General features: G+C 55.3%; 33 protein-coding genes and 2 tRNA genes. 32 read left to right on the plus strand and 3 right to left on the minus strand.

Translation table 11 applies throughout. The features are described 5' to 3' along the window. The 31 genes from GXX82_13080 to GXX82_13230 all read left to right on the plus strand — a co-directional run. A partial coding sequence (locus tag GXX82_13080; protein ID NLT23973.1) for an elongation factor Tu occupies positions 1–107 on the plus strand: 107 nt, incomplete at its 5' end. Positions 108–119: 12 nt separating this feature from the next. Continuing rightward, the gene (rpsJ, locus tag GXX82_13085) at positions 120–425 is read left to right on the plus strand and encodes a 30S ribosomal protein S10 (protein ID NLT23974.1); all 306 of its coding nucleotides are present in this window, start codon (positions 120–122) and stop codon (positions 423–425) included. A 9-nt stretch (positions 426–434) separates the two neighbouring features. Next, entirely contained in the window at positions 435–1,058 is a 624-nt protein-coding gene (rplD, locus tag GXX82_13090) for a 50S ribosomal protein L4 (GenBank protein ID NLT23975.1), read from the plus strand. Then, complete coding sequence (locus GXX82_13095) at positions 1,055–1,342, plus strand: 50S ribosomal protein L23 (protein ID NLT23976.1); 288 nt, start codon at positions 1,055–1,057, stop codon at positions 1,340–1,342. Before rplD ends, GXX82_13095 begins: the two co-directional genes overlap by 4 nt. A gap of 2 nt (positions 1,343–1,344) precedes the next feature. Then, a complete protein-coding gene (gene rplB, locus GXX82_13100; GenBank protein NLT23977.1) occupies positions 1,345–2,172 on the plus strand; it encodes a 50S ribosomal protein L2 in 828 nt (275 codons plus the stop codon). A gap of 9 nt (positions 2,173–2,181) precedes the next feature. Continuing rightward, positions 2,182–2,472, plus strand: a complete 291-nt coding sequence (gene rpsS / locus GXX82_13105; protein NLT23978.1) for a 30S ribosomal protein S19 — start codon at positions 2,182–2,184, stop codon at positions 2,470–2,472. A gap of 4 nt (positions 2,473–2,476) precedes the next feature. Next, positions 2,477–2,809, plus strand: coding sequence for a 50S ribosomal protein L22 (gene rplV / locus GXX82_13110; protein NLT23979.1), 333 nt, complete (start codon positions 2,477–2,479; stop codon positions 2,807–2,809). 13 nt (positions 2,810–2,822) lie between these two features. Further along, positions 2,823–3,467, plus strand: a complete 645-nt coding sequence (gene rpsC, locus GXX82_13115; protein ID NLT23980.1) for a 30S ribosomal protein S3 — start codon at positions 2,823–2,825, stop codon at positions 3,465–3,467. After that, positions 3,467–3,883: a 50S ribosomal protein L16 gene (rplP, locus tag GXX82_13120; protein NLT23981.1), complete on the plus strand. Its 417-nt coding sequence runs from the start codon at positions 3,467–3,469 to the stop codon at positions 3,881–3,883. Before rpsC ends, rplP begins: the two co-directional genes overlap by 1 nt. Continuing rightward, complete coding sequence (gene rpmC, locus GXX82_13125) at positions 3,880–4,065, plus strand: 50S ribosomal protein L29 (GenBank protein ID NLT23982.1); 186 nt, start codon at positions 3,880–3,882, stop codon at positions 4,063–4,065. The genes rplP and rpmC overlap by 4 nt, the downstream gene beginning before the upstream one ends. A gap of 18 nt (positions 4,066–4,083) precedes the next feature. Further along, a complete protein-coding gene (rpsQ, locus tag GXX82_13130; GenBank protein ID NLT23983.1) occupies positions 4,084–4,392 on the plus strand; it encodes a 30S ribosomal protein S17 in 309 nt (102 codons plus the stop codon). Next, positions 4,373–4,741, plus strand: a complete 369-nt coding sequence (rplN, locus tag GXX82_13135) for a 50S ribosomal protein L14 (GenBank protein ID NLT23984.1) — start codon at positions 4,373–4,375, stop codon at positions 4,739–4,741. Before rpsQ ends, rplN begins: the two co-directional genes overlap by 20 nt. Positions 4,742–4,749: 8 nt before the next feature. Then, positions 4,750–5,073: a 50S ribosomal protein L24 gene (locus GXX82_13140; protein NLT23985.1), complete on the plus strand. Its 324-nt coding sequence runs from the start codon at positions 4,750–4,752 to the stop codon at positions 5,071–5,073. Between the two features lie 14 nt (positions 5,074–5,087). Continuing rightward, positions 5,088–5,627, plus strand: coding sequence for a 50S ribosomal protein L5 (rplE, locus tag GXX82_13145; GenBank protein NLT23986.1), 540 nt, complete (start codon positions 5,088–5,090; stop codon positions 5,625–5,627). 11 nt (positions 5,628–5,638) lie between these two features. After that, positions 5,639–5,824 carry a type Z 30S ribosomal protein S14 gene (locus tag GXX82_13150; protein ID NLT23987.1) on the plus strand — a complete coding sequence of 62 codons (186 nt, stop codon included), beginning with the start codon at positions 5,639–5,641 and terminating at the stop codon, positions 5,822–5,824. Between the two features lie 9 nt (positions 5,825–5,833). Continuing rightward, positions 5,834–6,235, plus strand: a complete 402-nt coding sequence (gene rpsH, locus GXX82_13155) for a 30S ribosomal protein S8 (protein NLT23988.1) — start codon at positions 5,834–5,836, stop codon at positions 6,233–6,235. Positions 6,236–6,244: 9 nt separating this feature from the next. Further along, complete coding sequence (rplF, locus tag GXX82_13160) at positions 6,245–6,781, plus strand: 50S ribosomal protein L6 (GenBank protein NLT23989.1); 537 nt, start codon at positions 6,245–6,247, stop codon at positions 6,779–6,781. A gap of 11 nt (positions 6,782–6,792) precedes the next feature. Then, positions 6,793–7,158, plus strand: a complete 366-nt coding sequence (locus GXX82_13165; GenBank protein NLT23990.1) for a 50S ribosomal protein L18 — start codon at positions 6,793–6,795, stop codon at positions 7,156–7,158. A 12-nt stretch (positions 7,159–7,170) separates the two neighbouring features. Continuing rightward, positions 7,171–7,677: a 30S ribosomal protein S5 gene (gene rpsE, locus GXX82_13170; GenBank protein ID NLT23991.1), complete on the plus strand. Its 507-nt coding sequence runs from the start codon at positions 7,171–7,173 to the stop codon at positions 7,675–7,677. 1 nt (position 7,678) lies between these two features. Continuing rightward, positions 7,679–7,864, plus strand: coding sequence for a 50S ribosomal protein L30 (gene rpmD / locus GXX82_13175; GenBank protein ID NLT23992.1), 186 nt, complete (start codon positions 7,679–7,681; stop codon positions 7,862–7,864). Next, on the plus strand, positions 7,861–8,304 hold the full coding sequence (gene rplO / locus GXX82_13180) for a 50S ribosomal protein L15 (GenBank protein ID NLT23993.1): 444 nt from the start codon (positions 7,861–7,863) through the stop codon (positions 8,302–8,304). The genes rpmD and rplO overlap by 4 nt, the downstream gene beginning before the upstream one ends. Next, positions 8,304–9,611 (plus strand): preprotein translocase subunit SecY, encoded by a 1,308-nt coding sequence (secY, locus tag GXX82_13185; GenBank protein ID NLT23994.1) that lies wholly within the window; start codon positions 8,304–8,306, stop codon positions 9,609–9,611. Before rplO ends, secY begins: the two co-directional genes overlap by 1 nt. Before the next feature lie 47 nt (positions 9,612–9,658). Beyond that, a complete protein-coding gene (gene map / locus GXX82_13190; protein NLT23995.1) occupies positions 9,659–10,408 on the plus strand; it encodes a type I methionyl aminopeptidase in 750 nt (249 codons plus the stop codon). Positions 10,409–10,417: 9 nt separating this feature from the next. Further along, on the plus strand, positions 10,418–10,636 hold the full coding sequence (gene infA / locus GXX82_13195; GenBank protein ID NLT23996.1) for a translation initiation factor IF-1: 219 nt from the start codon (positions 10,418–10,420) through the stop codon (positions 10,634–10,636). A gap of 9 nt (positions 10,637–10,645) precedes the next feature. Then, positions 10,646–10,759 carry a 50S ribosomal protein L36 gene (gene rpmJ / locus GXX82_13200; GenBank protein ID NLT23997.1) on the plus strand — a complete coding sequence of 38 codons (114 nt, stop codon included), beginning with the start codon at positions 10,646–10,648 and terminating at the stop codon, positions 10,757–10,759. An 11-nt stretch (positions 10,760–10,770) separates the two neighbouring features. Continuing rightward, positions 10,771–11,136, plus strand: a complete 366-nt coding sequence (rpsM, locus tag GXX82_13205; GenBank protein ID NLT23998.1) for a 30S ribosomal protein S13 — start codon at positions 10,771–10,773, stop codon at positions 11,134–11,136. 18 nt (positions 11,137–11,154) lie between these two features. Next, positions 11,155–11,544 (plus strand): 30S ribosomal protein S11, encoded by a 390-nt coding sequence (rpsK, locus tag GXX82_13210; GenBank protein NLT23999.1) that lies wholly within the window; start codon positions 11,155–11,157, stop codon positions 11,542–11,544. Between the two features lie 12 nt (positions 11,545–11,556). Beyond that, entirely contained in the window at positions 11,557–12,177 is a 621-nt protein-coding gene (gene rpsD, locus GXX82_13215) for a 30S ribosomal protein S4 (protein ID NLT24000.1), read from the plus strand. Between the two features lie 21 nt (positions 12,178–12,198). After that, positions 12,199–13,224 (plus strand): DNA-directed RNA polymerase subunit alpha, encoded by a 1,026-nt coding sequence (locus GXX82_13220; GenBank protein NLT24001.1) that lies wholly within the window; start codon positions 12,199–12,201, stop codon positions 13,222–13,224. An 11-nt stretch (positions 13,225–13,235) separates the two neighbouring features. Continuing rightward, positions 13,236–13,802, plus strand: coding sequence for a 50S ribosomal protein L17 (rplQ, locus tag GXX82_13225; GenBank protein NLT24002.1), 567 nt, complete (start codon positions 13,236–13,238; stop codon positions 13,800–13,802). Between the two features lie 8 nt (positions 13,803–13,810). Further along, positions 13,811–13,884 (plus strand) — tRNA-Gln (locus tag GXX82_13230). A 97-nt stretch (positions 13,885–13,981) separates the two neighbouring features. On the opposite strand, the gene GXX82_13235 is transcribed toward GXX82_13230, so the two are convergent. From GXX82_13235 to GXX82_13245, 3 genes are all read right to left on the minus strand, one after another. Beyond that, positions 13,982–14,968: a hypothetical protein gene (locus GXX82_13235; protein ID NLT24003.1), complete on the minus strand. Its 987-nt coding sequence runs from the start codon at positions 14,966–14,968 to the stop codon at positions 13,982–13,984. Positions 14,969–15,040: 72 nt separating this feature from the next. Beyond that, positions 15,041–16,558, minus strand: a complete 1,518-nt coding sequence (locus GXX82_13240; protein NLT24004.1) for a DUF1846 domain-containing protein — start codon at positions 16,556–16,558, stop codon at positions 15,041–15,043. 58 nt (positions 16,559–16,616) lie between these two features. Continuing rightward, a complete protein-coding gene (locus GXX82_13245) occupies positions 16,617–18,308 on the minus strand; it encodes a glutamine--tRNA ligase/YqeY domain fusion protein (protein ID NLT24005.1) in 1,692 nt (563 codons plus the stop codon). A 226-nt stretch (positions 18,309–18,534) separates the two neighbouring features. Here GXX82_13245 and GXX82_13250 point away from each other — a divergent pair. Beyond that, positions 18,535–18,608, plus strand: a tRNA-Gln gene (locus tag GXX82_13250). Positions 18,609–18,642: the final 34 nt, after the last annotated feature.

Here is an 18,642-nt window from a genome sequence, read left to right on the forward strand (position 1 = left end):
CCGTCGAGCTCGTCACCCCCATCGCACTGGAAAAGGAGCTTCGTTTCGCCATCCGCGAGGGCGGCAAGACAGTCGGTGCCGGCGTCGTCACCGAGATAATCGAATAAAGGGGAATTACAATGCGGCAGAGAATCAGGATATGCCTGAAAGCATTTGATCACAGACTGCTCGATCAGTCGGTGAAAGAGATTGTCGATGCGGCGAAGAAGACAGGCGCGCAGGTGATCGGTCCCGTACCGCTACCGACAAGGATCCAGAAGTTCACAGTCTTGAGATCGCCGCACATCGATAAGAAATCACGGGAACAGTTTGAGATCCGTACACATAAACGGTTGATGGACATCGTCGATCCCACACAGCAAACGGTTGATGCCCTTATGAAGCTCGAACTGGCGGCCGGTGTCGATGTGGAGATCAAATCTTAGGAGCAGGTTATGGCAGTCACAGACATACTGAACATAGAGGGTGCAAAGGTTGGGGAGATAGAACTCAAGGATGAGATCTTCAACTGCGAGGTAAAGGAGCATCTTATCCACGACGTGGTCAAGATGCAGCTTGCCAGGCGCAGAAGAGGGACCGCCAAGACGAAAGGCCGCAGCGAGGTCGCCGGCGGTGGCCGCAAGCCTTACAAACAGAAAGGGACAGGGCAGGCCCGGCGCGGTTCCTCCCGTTCTCCCGTGATGGTCGGCGGCGGAACCATATTTGGGCCCCAGCCCAGGGACTACAGCTACACAGTGCCGAGGAAGGTCAGGAGAAGCGCCCTGCGATCGGCCCTTACGGTGAGGAGCACGGGATCGAAGATGAAGGTCCTCGATAAGCTCGAACTGGCGAGTATCAGCACGAAGGCCTTTTTCGGTATCGTCAAGACCCTCAGCCTGACGAAGCCGCTCTTCATCATCGACAAGAAGGATGAGACAGTGGAGAAGTCTGCGAGGAACATCCCCTACGTCAAGGTCCTCAGGGTGGAGGGAATCAATGTCTACGACATCATCCGCCACGAGCAGCTCATCATGACGGTGGACGCGGTGAAAAAGGTCGAAGAGGTGCTGGCATCATGAACGAATACGATATCATCCTGCGGCCGATCATTACCGAGAAAAGCACGCTGGTGAAGGATACGGGAAACCAGTACGTCTTCGAGGTCGCGAGAGGCGCAAACAAGATAGAGATAAGAAAGGCCGTCGAGAAGCTCTTCAAGGTCAAAGTGGTCGATGTCCATGTATCGAACATGGAAGGGAAGAAGAAGAGGCTCGGACGGTTCCATGGCAAGCGGTCGGACTGGAAGAAGGCCATTGTGAAGCTGAGTCCGAAGGACAAAATCACGATTTTTGAGGGTGCGTAGACATGGGCGTGAAAGAATACAAACCTACATCCGCGGGCAGGCGTTTCATGAGCGGGCTTACCTTCGATGAGATATCGAAGGACAAGCCGGAGAAATCCCTGCTGAAACCGATAAAGAAGACAGGCGGACGAAATCACAGCGGAAAGATCACCACGAGACACATCGGCGGCGGACACAAGCGGCGCCTGCGCATGATCGATTTCAAGCGCAACAAGTTCGAGATCCTGGGGAAGGTTGCGGGCATCGAATATGACCCCAACCGTTCGGCGAACATCGCCCTTATCCACTATATCGACGGCGAGAAGCGCTATATCCTGGCCCCGCTCGGCGTGAAGGCCGGAGACACGGTGATCGCCAGCATGAAACCTGACACGGAGATCAAGGAAGGCAACGCCCTTCCCCTGAAATACATCCCCCTGGGCACCTTTGTGCACAACATCGAGATGAAACCCGGCAAGGGCGGGCAGCTGGCGCGAAGCGCGGGAAGCTACGCGCAGATCGTGGCCAAGGAGGGCGAGTACGGACACCTGAGACTGCCCTCCGGCGGCGTGCGGCTCGTCAACCTTTCCTGCATGGCGACGATCGGGCAGGTCGGCAACATCGACCATGAGAACATTACCATCGGCAAGGCAGGCAAGCCGCGGTGGCTCGGCACGAGACCCACTGTCCGCGGCACCGCCATGAACCCCGTCGACCACCCTCTGGGCGGTGGCGAAGGCAGGTCGAAGGGCGGCAGGCATCCCTGTTCCCCCTGGGGCCAGCTGGCCAAGGGTCAGAAGACCAGGAAGAACAAACGGACAGACAAGTTTATCATCAAACTGAGAGGTTAGGAGGTTCTTGTGGCACGTTCCGTCAGTAAAGGGCCGTTCTTGGATGTTAAGTTGGCGAAGAAGGTCGATGAGGCGAAGGAGACAAAGGGTTCGAAGGTGATCAAGACATGGTCGCGCCGTTCCACGATCACCCCCGATTTTGTGGGGCTCACCTTTGCGGTCCACAACGGCAGGAAGTTCATACCGGTTTTCGTAACCGAGGAAATGGTCGGCCACAAGCTCGGTGAGTTCTCACCGACACGGACCTTCCACAGCCATGCCGGCGACAGGAAATCGAAAGTGGCCAGGAAGAAGGATTGATATCATGGAAATCACGGCGAAGACTCGAATGATACGTATATCACCGCGGAAGGTGCGGATCGTCGCTGACCTGATCAGGAAGAAGAACGTCAACGAGGCCTCGGGGCTCTTGACCTACATGCCGCAGAAAAGCGCCTTCCTATTGAAGAAGCTCCTCGACAGCGCCATAGCAAACGCCCGACAGAAGAAATACATCGATGTGGACAACCTGTACGTCAAGAGCATCATGGTGGACGGCGGACCGGTCCTGAAACGCTTCATGCCGAGGGCGATGGGGCGTGCAACGAAGATACGCAAGAGATTAAGCCATATAACGCTCATCCTGGATGAAGCATAGACTTGGAGGTTAAATGGGTCAGAAGACAAACCCTTTCGGTTTCAGGCTCGGGGTCATCAAGACCTGGGATTCCAAATGGTTCGCGGCACGGAATTACGCGAGGTTCCTCCACGAAGACCTGGTGATAAAGAAGTTTCTCAAGAAGAAGCTTTACCAGGCCGGGATATCGAAGATCGAGATAGAACGTGCCGCCAACAAGGACAAGCGGGCGAAGATAAACATCCACACATCGAGGCCGGGTCTGGTGATAGGGCGCAAGGGAGCCGAGGTTGAGAACCTGAAGCGTGAACTCCAGCGGATCACCGACAAGGAGGTCATCCTCAACATCACCGAGGTGAAAAGGCCCGAGACGGACGCCCAGCTTGTCGCCGAGAATGTGGCGCTCCAGATCGAGCGCAGGGTTTCATTCAGACGGGCGATGAAGAAGAACGTACAGCAGGCGCTGAAGTTCGGCGCCAAGGGCATAAAGGCCATGTGCGCCGGCAGGCTCGGCGGCGCCGAGATGGCGCGGACCGAATGGTATCGTGAAGGCAGGGTGCCCCTGCAGACCATTCGAGCCGATATCGACTACGGGTATGCTGTCGCGTCCACGAAGTATGGCGTGATCGGTATAAAGGTCTGGATATTCAAAGGAGAAGTATTTCAGGAGGCTCGGTAATGCTTGCACCAAAAAGGGTAAGATACAGAAAAGTGCAGAAAGGTACCCTCAGGGGCGTCGCTCAGCGGGGCAATGTGGTCAGCTTCGGCGACTTCGGCCTCCAGGCCACGGAAGGCGGATGGATCACATCCCGTCAGATCGAAGCGGCCCGTATCGCCCTTACGAGATATGTCAAGAGGACAGGCAAGGTCTGGATCAGGGTATTCCCTGACAAGCCCATAACGAAAAAGCCTGCGGAGACAAGGATGGGCAAGGGGAAAGGGCCGAACGAAGGATGGGTTGCCGTCGTGAAACCCGGCAGGGTCCTCTACGAGATCACCGGCGTTCCCGAAGAAAAGGCGCGCGAGGCCTTGAGAATTGCTTCCTTCAAACTTCCGATCGGTACCAAGTTCATTGCACGAAGTGAGGAACAATGAAAGCGAAAGAGCTGAAGGAACTGACGAAAGAGGAACTGGCAAAGAAGAAGAAGGATCTCAAGGAAGAGCTTTTCAACCTGAGATTTCAGCATTCGACGGGGCAGCTTGAGAACACGGCACGGATGAACACGCTGAAGAAGGACGTCGCCAGGATAGAAACCGTCTTGAGCGGGAAGGAATAAAGGCTTAAAGAGGTTCCCATGGAAGCTAAACGCGAAATAAGCAAGCGAAAGATGGTCGGCAGGGTCATTAAGGACAAGATGGATAAAACGGTTGTCGTTGAGGTCGAAAAGTTCCTCAAGCACCCGAAGTATCACAAGTTCATCAAGAGGAAACTGAGATATAAAGCACACGACGAGAATAATTCCAGCAAGACGGGCGACCGGGTATTGATCGTGGAGACACGACCTCTGAGCAAGGACAAGCGCTGGCTCGTAAAAGAGGTTGTCAGACACGAGGAACTTTTCTTGGTCAAGAACGAGGTGGCACATGATTCAGGAGAGATCTAAGCTCGAAGTTGCCGACAATTCAGGTGCGAAGAAACTGGGGTGCATCAAGGTGCTCGGCGGGTCACGGAAGCGCTACGGGACAGTGGGAGACATCATCGTGGCATCGGTGAAAGAGGTGATCCCCAACTCCAAGGTGAAGAAGGGTGAAGTGGTCAAGGCCGTGATCGTCAGGACGAAGAAGGAGATACGCAGGAACGACGGTTCGTACGTGAAGTTCGACGACAATTCGGCGGTCATCATAAATCAGTATAATGAGCCCGTGGGAACGCGCATCTTCGGTCCCGTGGCGAGAGAGCTTCGGGCCAAGAGGTTCATGAAGATCGTGTCCCTGGCCCCCGAGGTTGTGTGAGGTTTATCATGGAAAAGGCGTATCACGTAAAGAAAAATGACCTGGTAATGGTAACGACCGGAAAGGACAAGGGAAAGACGGGGAAGGTCCTCAGGATCAACTACAAGAAGGACCGGCTGATCGTTGAGAAGGTCAACATGGTGAAGAAACACGTGAGGCCGAGCCAGAAGGCCAAGGGCGGCATCATGGAGATGGAGAGTTCCATCCATGTTTCGAACGTCATGATCTATTGCGAGAAGTGCGCGAAGCCCGTCCGGACGGGAAAGAAGGTCCTGGAGAACGGTAAAAAGGTGCGTTTTTGCAAGAAATGCGACGAGGTCATCGATAAGTAAGCGGGAGGCGGTCGTTGAATACGTACAGGGAGTTCTACGAAAAGGAAGTGAAATCGGCCCTCATGAGGCGGTTTCAGTATAAGAACATAATGGAAGTGCCGAAGATCGTGAAGATCACCGTGAATATCGGCCTCGGCGAGGCCCTGCAGAACATCAAGGCCCTCGATGCGGCCTCGGGCGATATCAAGCTGATCACCGGCCAGAAGCCGGTCATCACGAAGGCGAAGAAATCCATCGCCTCCTTCAAACTCCGCGAAGGCATGTCCGTGGGATGCATGGTGACACTGCGCAGCGAGAGGATGTATGAGTTCTACCGCAAACTGGTGACCATTGTCCTGCCGCGGGTGAGAGACTTCAAGGGGGTTTCCCCGAAATCATTCGACGGCAGGGGCAATTACACCCTGGGATTGAAAGAACAGATCATCTTTCCCGAGATCGAGTACGACAAGATCGACAAGATCAGGGGAATGAACATAACGATCACGACAACGGCGAAGACGGATGAAGAAGGCCATGAGCTTTTGAAACTCATGGGTATGCCTTTCAGGAGTTGACGGAGGAGTGCATGGCAAGGAAAGCAATGATAGAAAAGACGAAGAGGGCGCCGAAGTTCAAGGTGCGTGTGCGTAACAGATGTGCCGTCTGCGGCAGGCCGAGAGCCTTTATCAGGAAATTCCAGATGTGCAGGGTCTGCTTTAGGTCCTATTCCCTGAGGGGCGAGATCCCCGGCGTTCTAAAATCAAGCTGGTGAGGTGGTAAGATGGGTATGGTTGATCCAATAGCAGACATGATGACGAGGATCCGCAACGCCATCACGGCTCGTCATGAAACGGTTGACATTCCTTATTCCAACATGAAGTTCTCCATTTCCAGGATCCTCAAGGAAGAGGGCTACGTGAGGAATTATAAGACCTTTGTCGACGAGAGCAGAAAGAAGTTCCTCAAGGTCTACATCAGCTACGACGAGAATTCGAAGAGCGTCATCACCGGCCTCAAGACGATCAGTAAGCCGGGCAGGCGCGTCTATGCCAAGGTCACCGACATGCCCAGGTTCCGGAATCGGACAGGCATCGTTGTGGTTTCCACGTCGAAAGGCCTCATGACGGACAAGAACGCGATAAAGAACAAGGTTGGAGGAGAACCCCTCCTCGTGGTGTGGTGAGGTGCAGGTATGTCGAGGATAGGGAAAAAGCCAATTATACTCCCGCAGGGAACAAAACTGGAGCTTAAGGAAGGCGAGGTTTTCGTCACAGGGCCCAAGGGCTCCCTCAAGAGGCCGTTCCTGAAGGGGCTGACGCTCAGCATGGACGGCAGCACCGTGACCGTGTCCCGCACGAGCGAAGAAAAGACGATCAGGGGTTACCACGGTCTCATGAGGACGCTTATCGCCAACATGGTGGATGGCGTGTCGAAGGGATTCGAAAAGAAACTCGAGATCGTCGGCATCGGCTACAGGGCGGAATTCCAGTCCGGGAGTTTCACCTTTTATCTCGGTTATTCACATCCCATAGTCTTTACGCTCCCCGAAGGCATCACCGGCGGGCTTGAAAAGCAGACACAGGTGTCCATCCAGGGGATCGACAAGGAACTGGTGGGGCAGGTTGCCGCAAAGATACGTGCTTTGAGAAAACCCGATGCTTACAAGAACAAAGGTATCAAGTACGCCGACGAGGTCCTGAGAAAGAAAGCAGGCAAAAGCGGGAAATAAGGAGTAGCGGTATGGCCAGAAAGGATAAAGTCGAAGCCCGGCAGAGGCGGAAACTGAGAATACGGAAGAAGATCCACGGCACCGAGCTGAAACCGAGACTCACGGTGTTCAAGAGTATCAAGCAGATATACGCGCAGCTCGTGGATGACACGCAGCAAAAGGTCCTTACCGGGACCTCGACCCTCAACAAGGAAGTGCAGGCCGGATTGAAGAGCGGCGGCAACAGCGACGCCGCGAAGAAGGTCGGCGAAGCTATCGGAAAGAAGGCCCTCGAACTCGGCATTACGGAGGTGGTTTTCGACCGCAACGGCTTCAAGTATCACGGAAGGATCAAGGCGCTCGCCGACGGGGCGCGTGAAGCCGGGCTAAAATTCTAACGGGAGGTTGTGTTGGTTGAAAGAAAGCGAATAGACGCAGGCGATCTTGAGTTACAGGACAGGCTTGTCTACATAAACCGCGTCGCGAAGGTTGTCAAGGGTGGCCGCAGGTTTTCTTTCAGCGCCATCGTGGTTGTCGGCGACGGTAATGGAAAGGTCGGCTTCGGACTGGGCAAGGCTAATGAAGTGCCTGATGCGATACGAAAAGCCGTTGAAAGGGCCAAGAAAAGCCTTATAGAGGTCCCCGTGGAAAAGGGGACGATCCCCCATGAGATCATGGCGAAGTTTGGAACAAGCCAGGTGTACATGAAGCCGGCACGGGAAGGCACGGGCGTTATCGCCGGCCGCGCCGTACGGGCCGTTGTCGAGGTGGCGGGGATAACCAATATCCTTACGAAGTGTTATGGTTCAAGGAATTACCATAACGTGGTGAAGGCAACCATCAGGGGCCTCTCTCAGTTGAAATCGCCCGAGGTGGCATTGAAACAGAGGGGCAAATTGAAAGTCGAGGAGGGGTAGGATGAGCCACCTCAAGATAAAATGGACGAAGAGCTTCATTGGTTGTCCGGAGGACCAGAGGGCAACGGTCAGGAGCCTCGGCTTCAAGAGGCTTTACCAGGAAAAGACGGTGAAGAACACCCCGGAGATAAGGGGCATGGTCAAAAAGGTGATGCACCTTGTTACAGTACTGGAGGATGCTCGGTGAAACTATCAGATCTTAAACCAGTCCCGGGAGCGAAGAAGACCCGCAAGCGTGTCGGCCGGGGAACCGGATCAGGGCTCGGAACGACGGCGGGCTACGGCAACAAGGGCCAGCGTTCGACGAGCGGCGGAACGAAGGGAAAGAGCTTCGAGGGCGGCCAGTTGCCGCTGACGAGAAGGATTCCCAAGAGAGGCTTCAAGAACCCCTTTCGCAAGGAGTACGCCGTCATCAATATCGGAGACCTCGAGGTCTTCAAGGGTATGGAGAAGATCGGCGTCGAAGACATCCTGAAGTCGGGTTTCGTCAAGAAGGTGAAGGACGGGATCAAGCTTCTCGCCGCGGGAGACATAGATTTTCCCATAAAAATATCGGTTCACAAGGCATCACAGAAGGCCATAGAGAAGATACAGGCCAAGGGTGGTGAGGTGGAGGTGCTCGTCTAATGGGAGGTTTCCAGAATATTGGAAAGATCCCCGAGCTGAAGCGCAGGATCATATGGACCCTCGGGCTGCTTGCGGTCTACCGTGTCGGCATCCACATACCCACGCCGGGCATTGACGGAAACGTCCTCGCGGGCATCTTTGAGCAGGCCAAGGGAACCCTGCTCGGGTTTTTCGACATGTTCGCCGGCGGCGGACTGGAGAGGCTCTCCATCTTCGCCCTCGGGATCATGCCCTACATTTCGGCGTCGATCATACTTCAACTTCTGACCGTCGTCATACCCACGCTCGAGAAGCTCTCGAAGGAGGGTGAGGCGGGACGGAGGAAGATAACCCAGTACACACGGTATGGGACGGTCGTCATCAGCATCATCCAGGGCCTTTTCATCGCCATCGGCCTCGAACAGATGCGGGGAGCCGGCGGCGAGCCCGTCGTTTTCAACCCCGGGTGGAGCTTCCGGCTGATGACGATGATCACGCTCACGGGCGGCACGTCCTTCATCATGTGGCTCGGAGAGCAGATCACCGAGAAGGGCATAGGCAACGGCATCTCGCTGATCATCTTTGCGGGCATCGTGGCCCGTATGCCGAACGCCGTTGCAGGGACATGGAGCCTGGTCAACACCGGTGAGCTCAACTGGTTCGTGGTACTCGTCCTCATGGCGATGATGCTTGCCGTCGTTGCTTTCATAATATTCATGGAGACATCGCAGCGCAGGATCCCCGTGCAATACGCGAAAAGGGTCGTCGGGCGGAAGATGATGGGCGGTCAGTCGACGCACCTGCCGCTGAAGGTCAACACGGCAGGTGTCATCCCGCCGATCTTCGCGTCATCCATCATCATGTTCCCCGCCACGATCTCAAACTTCATCACCCATCCCTATGCGAAGAAGGTGGCGGAACTCTTCACACCGGGGTCAGCGCTCCACGAGATCTTCTACGTTGGCTTCATCATCTTCTTCTGCTACTTTTACACAGCCATCGTCTTCAACCCCGATAACGTGGCGGACAACATGAAGAAGTACGGGGGATACATACCAGGGATCAGGCCGGGCAAGCGGACATCGGAGTACATCGACAGGGTCCTCACGAGGGTGACATTCATAGGGGCGATATACGTATCTTTCGTGTGTGTGCTGCCGACGCTGCTGGTGAAGAAGTTCAACGTGCCCTTCTATTTCGGTGGCACGGCTCTACTCATCGTCGTCGGCGTCGCTCTTGACACAATTCAGCAGATAGAGTCCCATCTCATTCTGAGACATTACGACGGGCTGGTGAAGAAGTCGCAGAGGATCAAGGGACGACGATAGAAGCATCAAAGGAGGAATGCCGGCGGGAAACGCCTTGAGCCAAAGGAATGGTCTTTCTGAAAACAAAAGAGGAGATTGAAAAAATGCGTGTCGCCAGTGGAAGGGCGATGGAAATGCTCCTCTATCTGAAGGATCTGGTGAAGGCAGGCGTGAAGACGATGGACCTCGAGAATGCCTGCGAGGAAAAGATCAAGAAGACGGGAGACGTGAAGGCCGCCTTCAAGGGGTACAACGGCTTCCCTTATTGCTTGTGTGTGTCCGTGAACGACGAGGTCGTGCACGGCATGCCCTCTGAACGGCAGCTGAAAGAGAATGATATCGTGAGCATTGATTTTGGTCTTCTTTATGAAGGGTATTACGGAGATGTGGCAATGACCTATGCCGTCGGGGGTGTCTCGAAGGCCGCGCGGAAGCTTCTCGAAGTGACGGAAACGTCTCTCTACCGCGGGATAGACGAGGCCCGGGAGGGCAACAGGCTCCATGATATCTCCCACGCCATACAGGAGTTTGTTGAGGGAGAGAGGTTCTCTGTTGTGAGGGAGTTCGTGGGCCACGGAATTGGACGGAGCCTGCATGAAGAACCCCAGGTGCCCAATTACGGGACGAGGGGGACGGGATTGAGGCTCAAGGCCGGAATGGTCTTTGCCATAGAACCGATGGTCAATATGGGAAAGAGTGAAGTGTACGTTAAGGAGAACGGCTGGACCGCCGCCACGAAAGATGGGAGCCTGTCGGCTCATTTCGAACACACTGTGGCCGTGACCGGCAACGGCCCCGTCATATTGAGCCGGGTGTAGAGAGGACAAATGCCAAAAGGCGAAGGTATAGAGATAGAAGGAACGGTCGTAGAACCCCTGCCCAACGCGATGTTCAGGGTTGAGCTCCCCAACGGTCACAGGGTTCTGGCCCACGTGTCCGGAAAGATGCGGATGCACTACATAAAGATACTCAGGGGAGACAAGGTCGTGGTCGAGTTGTCGCCATACGACCTCACGCGGGGCAGGATCATTTATCGCGTCAAGTAGGAGGACAGCATGAAGGTAAAGCCTTCGGTGAAGAAGAGATGTGACAAATGCAAGATCATCAAGCGGAAGGGCGTCGTCAGGATCATCTGCGAGAACCCCAAGCATAAGCAGAAACAGGGCTAAGGAGGCAAAAGGTGGCACGAATTGCTGGCGTCGATATACCCAGGGACAAAAGGATCGAAGTGGCCCTGACCTACATCTACGGCATCGGGAGAACGCTTTCCGTGAAGATCCTGAGCCAGGCCGGGATCGATCCGAACAAGAGGACGCATACTCTCCTCGACGAAGAGATCGCGAAGATAAGAGATATCCTGGAAAATGAATACAAGGTCGAAGGTGATCTGAGAAAAGAAGTGAGCATGAACATAAAAAGGCTCATGGACATTGGATGCTACCGCGGCCTGAGACATAGACGGAGCCTTCCCGTGCATGGACAGAGGACGAGGACGAACTCCCGGACCCGCAAAGGCCCGCGGAAGACTTCGATGAAACGAAAATAACGACGAGGTGGTGCGTACATGGCTAAGGTCAGAAGAAGCGGAAAGAAAAAGGTAAAAAAGAATATCCCCGTCGGTGGAGCACATATACAGTCGAGCTTCAATAACACGATCATCACGATCACCGATCCCCAGGGCAACGTCGTGTCGTGGTCGAGCGGAGGTGTTGTGGGCTTCAAGGGTTCGCGTAAGAGCACTCCCTTTGCCGCACAGCTTGCCGCCGAGAACGCTGCGAAGAAGGCCATGGAGCATGGGCTGAGGACAGTGGACGTCTATGTGAAGGGCCCCGGAGCGGGACGTGAGGCGGCGCTAAGGGCGCTCCAGAGCGCGGGACTCAAGATCCATCTCATCCGAGACGTTACGCCCATCCCTCACAACGGCTGCAGACCGCCGAAACGCAGAAGGGTTTAAAGGAGGCACGAATTGTCACGATACGTTGGACCATCATGCAAATTATGCCGGCGAGAAGGCATAAAGCTTTTCCTAAAGGGAGAAAGGTGCTACACGGAGAAATGTGCTATTGAAAAGAGGAATTACCCCCCGGGACAGCATGTGGATACCAAGGGCAAGGTCATGGAATACGGGATGCGTTTGCGGGAAAAGCAGCGCGCGCGCAGGATATACGGGCTCAGCGAGAAACAGTTCAGAAGGTTCTTCGTCATGGCCGAGCGCAAGGAAGGCATCACGGGAACCAATTTCCTCGTCTTTCTTGAAAGAAGGATCGACAATATGGTGTTCCGCCTGGGTTTCGCGACGTCCCGCGCCGAGGCGCGCCAGCTTGTATCCCACAAGCACATCGCCGTGAACGGCAGGACCGTGAGCTCTTCGTCCTACCTCGCGAAGGTGGGTGATGTCATAGAGGTGAGGCACAAGAACCTGCCTGCCGTCGTGAACGCGCTGGAATCGGTCGTGCGGAGGGGCGTGCCCTCGTGGATAGACCTGGACAAGGACAATATGAAGGGTACCATCAAGCTCTTTCCGACCCGCGACGATATTTCGTTGCCGATCAAGGAACAGTTGATCGTAGAGTACTATTCAAGGTAGTTATTACCCCAAGGAGGGTACATGCCTATGTTTGAAAAGAACTGGCAGGAGCTTATCAGGCCAACCAAGATCGAGATAGAGAAGAAAGAGAGCACCTACGTGAAGTTCTCCACGGAGCCCTTCGAGAGAGGGTACGGTGTTACGATCGGCAACTCTCTCCGCAGGGTACTTTTGTCCTCGATCATGGGTGCCGCTATAACGTCGGTCTGGATAGACTCTGTTGACCATGAATTCTCAACGGTCCGGGGCGTCAAGGAAGACGTTACGGAGATGATCCTGAACCTGAAGAAGGTTGTTATCAGGATGACCGACGACAGACCTGCCCTTTTGAAGATCGATGTAAAAGGCAAGAGGGAAGTGAAGGCGGGAGACATCACGCATGACGGCGGGGTGGAGGTTATCAACCCAGACCTGCATATAGCCACACTGTCAAGCGATGCCAAGCTGTACATGGAGATGAAGGCAAGGCTGGGCCGCGGGTATCAGCCCTCGGAACAGAACGTCGAAGACGCGGATCCCATCGGCACCGTTCCCATAGACGCCATCTTCTCTCCCATCAGGAAGGTGAGCTATAGCGTTACTCAGGCCAGGGTGGGCCGACGGACGGATTATGACAAGCTGTCCATGGAGATCTGGACCGACGGCAGCGTCGATCCCCTCGATGCGCTCTCCTTCGCGGCGAAGATCATCAAGGAGCAGATGCGCATCTTCATCAACTTCGACGAGGTCGAGGAAGCGGAGGCGGGCGAGGAAAGAGGACAGGAAAAAACCGATTTCAACGAAAACCTGTATCGCAGCGTAGATGAGCTCGAGCTCTCCGTGAGGAGCGCGAACTGCCTGAAGAACGCGGACATCAAGTACATAGGGGAACTTGTCCAGAAGACGGAGCAGGAGATCCTCATGACAAAGAACTTTGGAAGGAAGTCCTTGAACGAGATCAAGGAGATTCTTTCTTGCATGGGCCTTCGGCTTGGTTTAAAATTAGACAGCTTTCCGGCAAGGGAAGAACTGGACAAGATGGTTCTCAAGAAAAAAGATCACATGTAGGGGTTGATATAATGAGGCATCAGAACAGAGTGAAGAAAATGAATCGAACCAAGAGCCACAAGCGGGCGTTGTTCATGAACCTCGCCAACGCCCTGTTCGATCACGAAAGCATAAAGACCACGAACCCGAAGGCGATGGAACTCAGGAAGGTGGCCGACAGGCTCATCACCCTGGCGAAGAGAAAGGATCTTCACTCGCTGCGTCTTGCCTTTGCTTTCCTGAGAGACAAAAGGGTTGTCAGAAAACTATTCAGCGACATCGGGGACCGTTATGCGGCCATAAACGGCGGATACACCCGTGTGGTCAAGATCGGTCTCAGGAAGGGCGATGCCGCCCCCATGGCGATCATCGAACTGACGCAGAAGAAGGAGCCGGAGAAAGAGAAAGAGAAGGGTAAGGCGAAAGAGTCGAAAGAGGCGAAACCCGCAAAGGAAAAGAAAGAGAAGGCACCGGCGAAGAAGAAGGCAGCTCCGAAGAAAGAGACGGCCGCCGGTGAAGAAGCGAAGCCGAAGAGAACGAGAAAGCCGAAAGCCGAAAAGAAGGTGGAGGAGATACCGGAAGGTACCCAGAACGCCTGAAAAGATAGTGGGAGATCGTTCAACGGCAGGACAACGGACTCTGACTCCGTGAATCAAGGTTCAAATCCTTGTCTCCCAGCCAAATTGAAAGGGGCTGACCGATCGGTCAGCCCCTCTTCTTGTCCGTAGGGACTCTTTCGGAGACATGTTGTTCACGATGACCTTCTTATGTCAGTCGCCTATCGCCTGAGGCGTGTTTTCTCGAAAACCCGCTCCATTCTCCTGACGACCTCGGGTGATTCAATCTCCGTTATCCCGAAAAATAGATAGGAAAAATTGTCCGCCAGTATCTCCTCGGGATGGATGATGTAGTCCGTGTTCTTTCCCACCTGCTCGAAGAAGCCGCCGAGCTCGGATTCGTCGTAGAGATCGGGTCTGGCGCCCGCAAGGGGCGTGGCCTTCCGTCCCGGACCGTTGTCCCTGGCGACGGCCAGAAAGGCGAGCTGAAGATAGTCAAAGAGCTGTTCGCTGTGGGCCCTATCGTACCTTTCGATCCGGGAATAGAGGATAGGCAGGACAAGAAGCCTGCGCTTGCCGACCTTCACGGAGATGCAATGTTCGTTCACCGGTGAATCGGGATTCGTGATCTTCCGTTCCTTCAACGTCTTCGGAAACTCGAAGGAGGGACATCTCCTGAACCCTATCGTTTCATACAGTTCATCCCGCAACCGGGGATCGAAGCGTGTCATGATGTGGAAGAGCTCGTGAGACAGGAGCCTGCACAACGTAACCCTGTCGGCTCCGACCATTGGCCGGGGAACAACTATGGCCTTTCCCCGGGTATAGGCCGCGCCTCCCTCCTCGTGACCGGTGGTCTTGACCAGGTAGACCCTGTCCGGCAGGAAAGGTGCGAATTCTCTCAGCTTCGATTCCATCACGGCGAGAACGGGCCGAAGCAGTTCCTTGTCGCCCTCCTCCCAGGCCAGAACGTTGTTCGAGACGAAGTTGAGGAACGTCTCTTCCGTGACGTCCGCATCCGTTCTCATGCGGCACGACCTGTCGAAAGGGCTCATCTCCCTGACGTAGGCGTCCCTGGTGGTGACTATCTCCCGTCCCTGCTCAAGGCTGGCAAAGACGAAGAGGGGTTCTTCCGCACCGTAAGCGCGCGTACAGAAGATACATGCGATGGTGAGCGCAACAAGCAGCATTTTCCGGAGGTTTGTCATGAGGGTCTTTCCTCTTTGTTCTGGGAGCTGACGGCATGGAACGAGCAGGAAGCGCAAGCTACCGGTGCCATGTCATGTGACGAACAGGTTCTTGGTGGCGAAGCTGGGATCACTTGTCAGGTTGACCCCGATACGGCGCAGGCCGGCCTCGTCCCCGGGGGTCGGTATATGCGTCATGTGCACTTCGCAGTCGCGAAGCTCCTTGAGCTTCTCCAGGGCGAGCTGCGCCGCCGGGTTTGTCATGGTGCTCACGGACAGAACAATGAGGGCCTCCTCGAGGTCGAGACTGACAGAGCTCTCATTCAGTATCCGCGTCTTCAGGTTGCGCACCGATTCGGTGACGTACTCCGGCAGCAGTGCCAGCTGCTCGGGGATGCCCGCCAGGTGCTTGATGGCATGAATGACGAGACTGGTGGCGGCGTGCATCAAGGGGGAGTTGTTTCCCGTTATGATCGTCCCGTCCTTGAGCTCAATGGATGCCCCGCAGAATATCCCCTCGTTTCCCTTGTTCGCGGCCTGTGCGTCGATGGCGGCCTGTCGCGCAGGTTCAACGACCCGGCGGTGTTCGGGTTCGAGCTTGAATTCCTTCACAAAAAGCTCGGCCTTCTGGACGGTCTCCTTGTCGGCGAAACCCATGGCGTATTCACAGCGATAGCGGAAGAACCTGCGAAGGATCTCCTGTTTCGACGCCTCCCTGACAACATCATCATCGATGATCGCAAAGCCTACCCTGTTCACTCCCATATCGGTGGGTGACCTGTAGAACGACCCACCTCCCGTTATCTTTTCCATGATCCTGTAGAGCACGGGAAAGACCTCGACATCGCGGTTGTAATTGACGGACATCTTGCCGTACGCTTCCATGTGAAATGGGTCGATGAGATTGAAGTCCCTGATGTCAGCGGTGGCCGCCTCATAGGCGACGTTGACGGGATGCTTGAGGGGCAGGTTCCAGACGGGAAAGGTCTCGAACTTGGCGTATCCCGAGCGTATGCCCCGTTTATGGTCATGGTAGAGCTGCGAGAGACACGTAGCCAGCTTTCCGCTTCCCGGTCCCGGACCGGTGACTATGACAAGAGGCTTGTCAGATTCCATATACTCATTGGCCCCGTAACCTTCGTCGCTGACTATTGTGTCGACATCGGTGGGGTAACCCCTTGTGAAGCGGTGTGTGTAAACCCTGATGCCCCGGCGCTCCAGCTTGTTCCTGAAATGGACCGCAGCCGGCTGGTTGTCGAAGCGGGTGATGATGACGCCAAGGACGTTTATCCCCCAGTGACGAAGCTCGTCGATGAGCTTCAAGGCGTCTGCGTCGTAGGTGATGCCGAAATCCGCCCGTATCTTCTTTCGCTCTATATCGCCCGCGTATATGCACAAAAGGAGGTCCGCCTTGTCCTTGAGCTCCCCAAGGAGACGCATCTTGACGTTGGGATCGTAGCCCGGCAGGACCCTGGCCGCGTGATAGTCATAAAGGAGCTTTCCGCCGAATTCAAGATAGAGCTTGTTGTCGAACCTCTTGACGCGTTCCAGGATCTCCCTCGTTTGCTCCTGAAGGTATTTCTCGTTGTCAAAACCCTTCTTAAGGTTCATTCTCGTCCTTTCGTCACCCGGGATTGCGGATCACAGTGTTAGCGCGTTTCTTTCGTTTTCATTTTCGGGCGGGCTCTGCCGCGATCTTTGCCCACGAGTCGCGCAGGGAGACGATCCGGTTGAAGACGGGTCTTTCCGGGAGCGAATCCTTCATGTCGACACAGAAATAGCCGATCCTCTCGAACTGAAACCTGCTTTCAGGTGCAGCCGCCGCGAGGCCCGGTTCGACCCAGGCGGTAACGACCTCGAGCGACCCCGGGTTGAGAAGGTCCGTGAACTCGCCCTCGGCGCCGGCGGGGTCGGGGACCCGGAAAAGTCTGTCATAGAGACGGACCGTTGCCGGTACCGCGTGTTCGGCCGAAACCCAGTGGATAACGCCCTCCACCTTCCGGCCGTCCGGGGGCGGTGCGTTCTTCGTTTCGGGGTCATAGGTGCAGTGAAGTTCGCTGATCTCTCCCGTCGCTTCGTCCCTGATGAGGGAAACGAACCGGATGACATAGGAGTTTCTCAGGCGCACCCCCCGTCCGGGGCCGAGGCGCTTGTATTTTTTCGGAGGGTTCTCCATGAAGTCGTCGCTCTCGATGTAGAGGACCCGGGAAAAAGGCACCTTTCTCGTTCCCATTTCAGGTTTCTGGGGGTGGTTGGAACATTCCATCTCTTCGACCTGTCCCTCAGGGTAGTTGTCGATGATGACCTTGAGGGGCTTGAGGACGGCCATGGCACGTGGCACCGTCTCGTTCAGGTCTTCGCGGACACAGTGTTCCAGAAGGGCTATGTCGACGAGATTATCCTTCTTGGCGACACCGATCCTGGAACAGAACTCCCGTATCGCCCGCGGCGTGTATCCCCGTCGCCGCATCCCGGCGACGGTGGGCATGCGGGGGTCGTCCCACCCGCTGACCAGCCGGCCTTCCACGAGCTCGATGAGTCTTCGCTTGCTGAGGATCGTGTAGGTGAGATTCAAGCGGGCGAACTCTATCTGTCGGGGTTTGGGACCCTCTATGAGCTCCTTCACGAACCAGTCGTACAGGGGCCGGTTGTTCTCGAACTCCAGGGTGCATATGGAATGGGTGATCTTCTCGATGGAATCGGAAAGGCAGTGGGCGAAGTCGTACATGGGATAGATGACCCAGTCGTCACCGATGCGATAATGACCGGTGCGCTTGATCCGGTAGATGACGGGGTCGCGCATGGTGATGTTGGGCGATGCCATGTCGATCTTCGCTCGCAGCACACGACTGCCATCTTCGAACTCACCGGCCCTCATCCTGGTGAAGATGTTAAGGTTCTCCTCGACGGACCTGTCGCGGTAAGGGCTGTTCCTGCCCGGCTCCGTGAGCGTGCCGCGGTAAGCCCGTATCTTGTCGGCGTTGAGGTCGCAGACATATGCCTTCCCCTTCCTGATGAGGGTCACAGCGAACTGGTAGAGAGCCTCGAAGTAGTCGGAGGCGAAGAAGAGCCGGCTCTCCCAGTCGAAACCGAGCCAGCGGATGTCATTCTGGATGGATTCGACGAATTCCAGTGATTCACCGGCGGGGTCCGTATCGTCCATGCGCAGGTTGCACGTGCCCTTGTACTGGGCGGCGATACCGAAATTGAGACAGACGGATTTCGCGTGCCCTATGTGGAGATAGCCATTCGGTTCCGGCGGAAAGCGCGTGGCCACCGCGTCATGTTTGCCGGTCTTGAGGTCGTTGTCGATGATCTCTCTGATGAAATCACTTTGCGGGGAAACATCTTGCTCTGTCATAATGGGTTTTCCTCGGGTTGTGTGCTTCCTGTATTGGATTACGGCTCCGTTCGCGTGTCCCGCATGAACGACGGCCGACCATTTCTTACCATAAACAACCATTTTTTTCAATGTGTTATAGCTTAGACCAGTCCCCCGCCGACAATCCACCACCCGTTAACAAGGGCCTTGGGATATGCTTTGTATACGATAGACCTTAAAGGCGGTCGCCATCTCGCAAACCCTCTGGGGGATCGTCTAACGGCAGGACGCAAGGCTCTGGACCTTGCTATCGAGGTTCGAATCCTTGTCCCCCAGCCAAACAAAACCGTTGCAACCGCTTGAACAGCTTGAG

Source organism: Syntrophorhabdus sp. (genome assembly GCA_012719415.1).
Taxonomy (GTDB): Bacteria; Desulfobacterota; Syntrophorhabdia; order Syntrophorhabdales; family Syntrophorhabdaceae; genus Delta-02.

Excerpts from the sequence above, each read along its gene's own strand:
- rplN (NLT23984.1), top strand. The coding sequence starts at position 4,373 with ATGATTCAGGAGAGATCTAAGCTCGAAGTTGCCGACAATTCAGGTGCG.
- rplV (NLT23979.1), top strand. The coding sequence starts at position 2,477 with ATGGAAATCACGGCGAAGACTCGAATGATACGTATATCACCGCGGAAG.
- GXX82_13220 (NLT24001.1), top strand. The coding sequence starts at position 12,199 with ATGCCTATGTTTGAAAAGAACTGGCAGGAGCTTATCAGGCCAACCAAG.
- secY (NLT23994.1), top strand. The coding sequence starts at position 8,304 with ATGGGAGGTTTCCAGAATATTGGAAAGATCCCCGAGCTGAAGCGCAGG.
- infA (NLT23996.1), top strand. The coding sequence starts at position 10,418 with ATGCCAAAAGGCGAAGGTATAGAGATAGAAGGAACGGTCGTAGAACCC.
- rplQ (NLT24002.1), top strand. The coding sequence starts at position 13,236 with ATGAGGCATCAGAACAGAGTGAAGAAAATGAATCGAACCAAGAGCCAC.
- rplB (NLT23977.1), top strand. The coding sequence starts at position 1,345 with ATGGGCGTGAAAGAATACAAACCTACATCCGCGGGCAGGCGTTTCATG.
- GXX82_13245 (NLT24005.1), bottom strand. The coding sequence starts at position 18,308 with ATGACAGAGCAAGATGTTTCCCCGCAAAGTGATTTCATCAGAGAGATC.
- GXX82_13235 (NLT24003.1), bottom strand. The coding sequence starts at position 14,968 with ATGACAAACCTCCGGAAAATGCTGCTTGTTGCGCTCACCATCGCATGT.
- GXX82_13240 (NLT24004.1), bottom strand. The coding sequence starts at position 16,558 with ATGAACCTTAAGAAGGGTTTTGACAACGAGAAATACCTTCAGGAGCAA.
- rplP (NLT23981.1), top strand. The coding sequence starts at position 3,467 with ATGCTTGCACCAAAAAGGGTAAGATACAGAAAAGTGCAGAAAGGTACC.
- GXX82_13165 (NLT23990.1), top strand. The coding sequence starts at position 6,793 with ATGGCCAGAAAGGATAAAGTCGAAGCCCGGCAGAGGCGGAAACTGAGA.
- GXX82_13140 (NLT23985.1), top strand. The coding sequence starts at position 4,750 with ATGGAAAAGGCGTATCACGTAAAGAAAAATGACCTGGTAATGGTAACG.
- GXX82_13095 (NLT23976.1), top strand. The coding sequence starts at position 1,055 with ATGAACGAATACGATATCATCCTGCGGCCGATCATTACCGAGAAAAGC.
- rpsH (NLT23988.1), top strand. The coding sequence starts at position 5,834 with ATGGGTATGGTTGATCCAATAGCAGACATGATGACGAGGATCCGCAAC.
- map (NLT23995.1), top strand. The coding sequence starts at position 9,659 with ATGGTCTTTCTGAAAACAAAAGAGGAGATTGAAAAAATGCGTGTCGCC.
- rplF (NLT23989.1), top strand. The coding sequence starts at position 6,245 with ATGTCGAGGATAGGGAAAAAGCCAATTATACTCCCGCAGGGAACAAAA.
- rpmJ (NLT23997.1), top strand. The coding sequence starts at position 10,646 with ATGAAGGTAAAGCCTTCGGTGAAGAAGAGATGTGACAAATGCAAGATC.
- rplD (NLT23975.1), top strand. The coding sequence starts at position 435 with ATGGCAGTCACAGACATACTGAACATAGAGGGTGCAAAGGTTGGGGAG.
- rpsC (NLT23980.1), top strand. The coding sequence starts at position 2,823 with ATGGGTCAGAAGACAAACCCTTTCGGTTTCAGGCTCGGGGTCATCAAG.
- rpsJ (NLT23974.1), top strand. The coding sequence starts at position 120 with ATGCGGCAGAGAATCAGGATATGCCTGAAAGCATTTGATCACAGACTG.
- rpmC (NLT23982.1), top strand. The coding sequence starts at position 3,880 with ATGAAAGCGAAAGAGCTGAAGGAACTGACGAAAGAGGAACTGGCAAAG.
- rpmD (NLT23992.1), top strand. The coding sequence starts at position 7,679 with ATGAGCCACCTCAAGATAAAATGGACGAAGAGCTTCATTGGTTGTCCG.
- rpsQ (NLT23983.1), top strand. The coding sequence starts at position 4,084 with ATGGAAGCTAAACGCGAAATAAGCAAGCGAAAGATGGTCGGCAGGGTC.
- GXX82_13150 (NLT23987.1), top strand. The coding sequence starts at position 5,639 with ATGGCAAGGAAAGCAATGATAGAAAAGACGAAGAGGGCGCCGAAGTTC.
- rpsK (NLT23999.1), top strand. The coding sequence starts at position 11,155 with ATGGCTAAGGTCAGAAGAAGCGGAAAGAAAAAGGTAAAAAAGAATATC.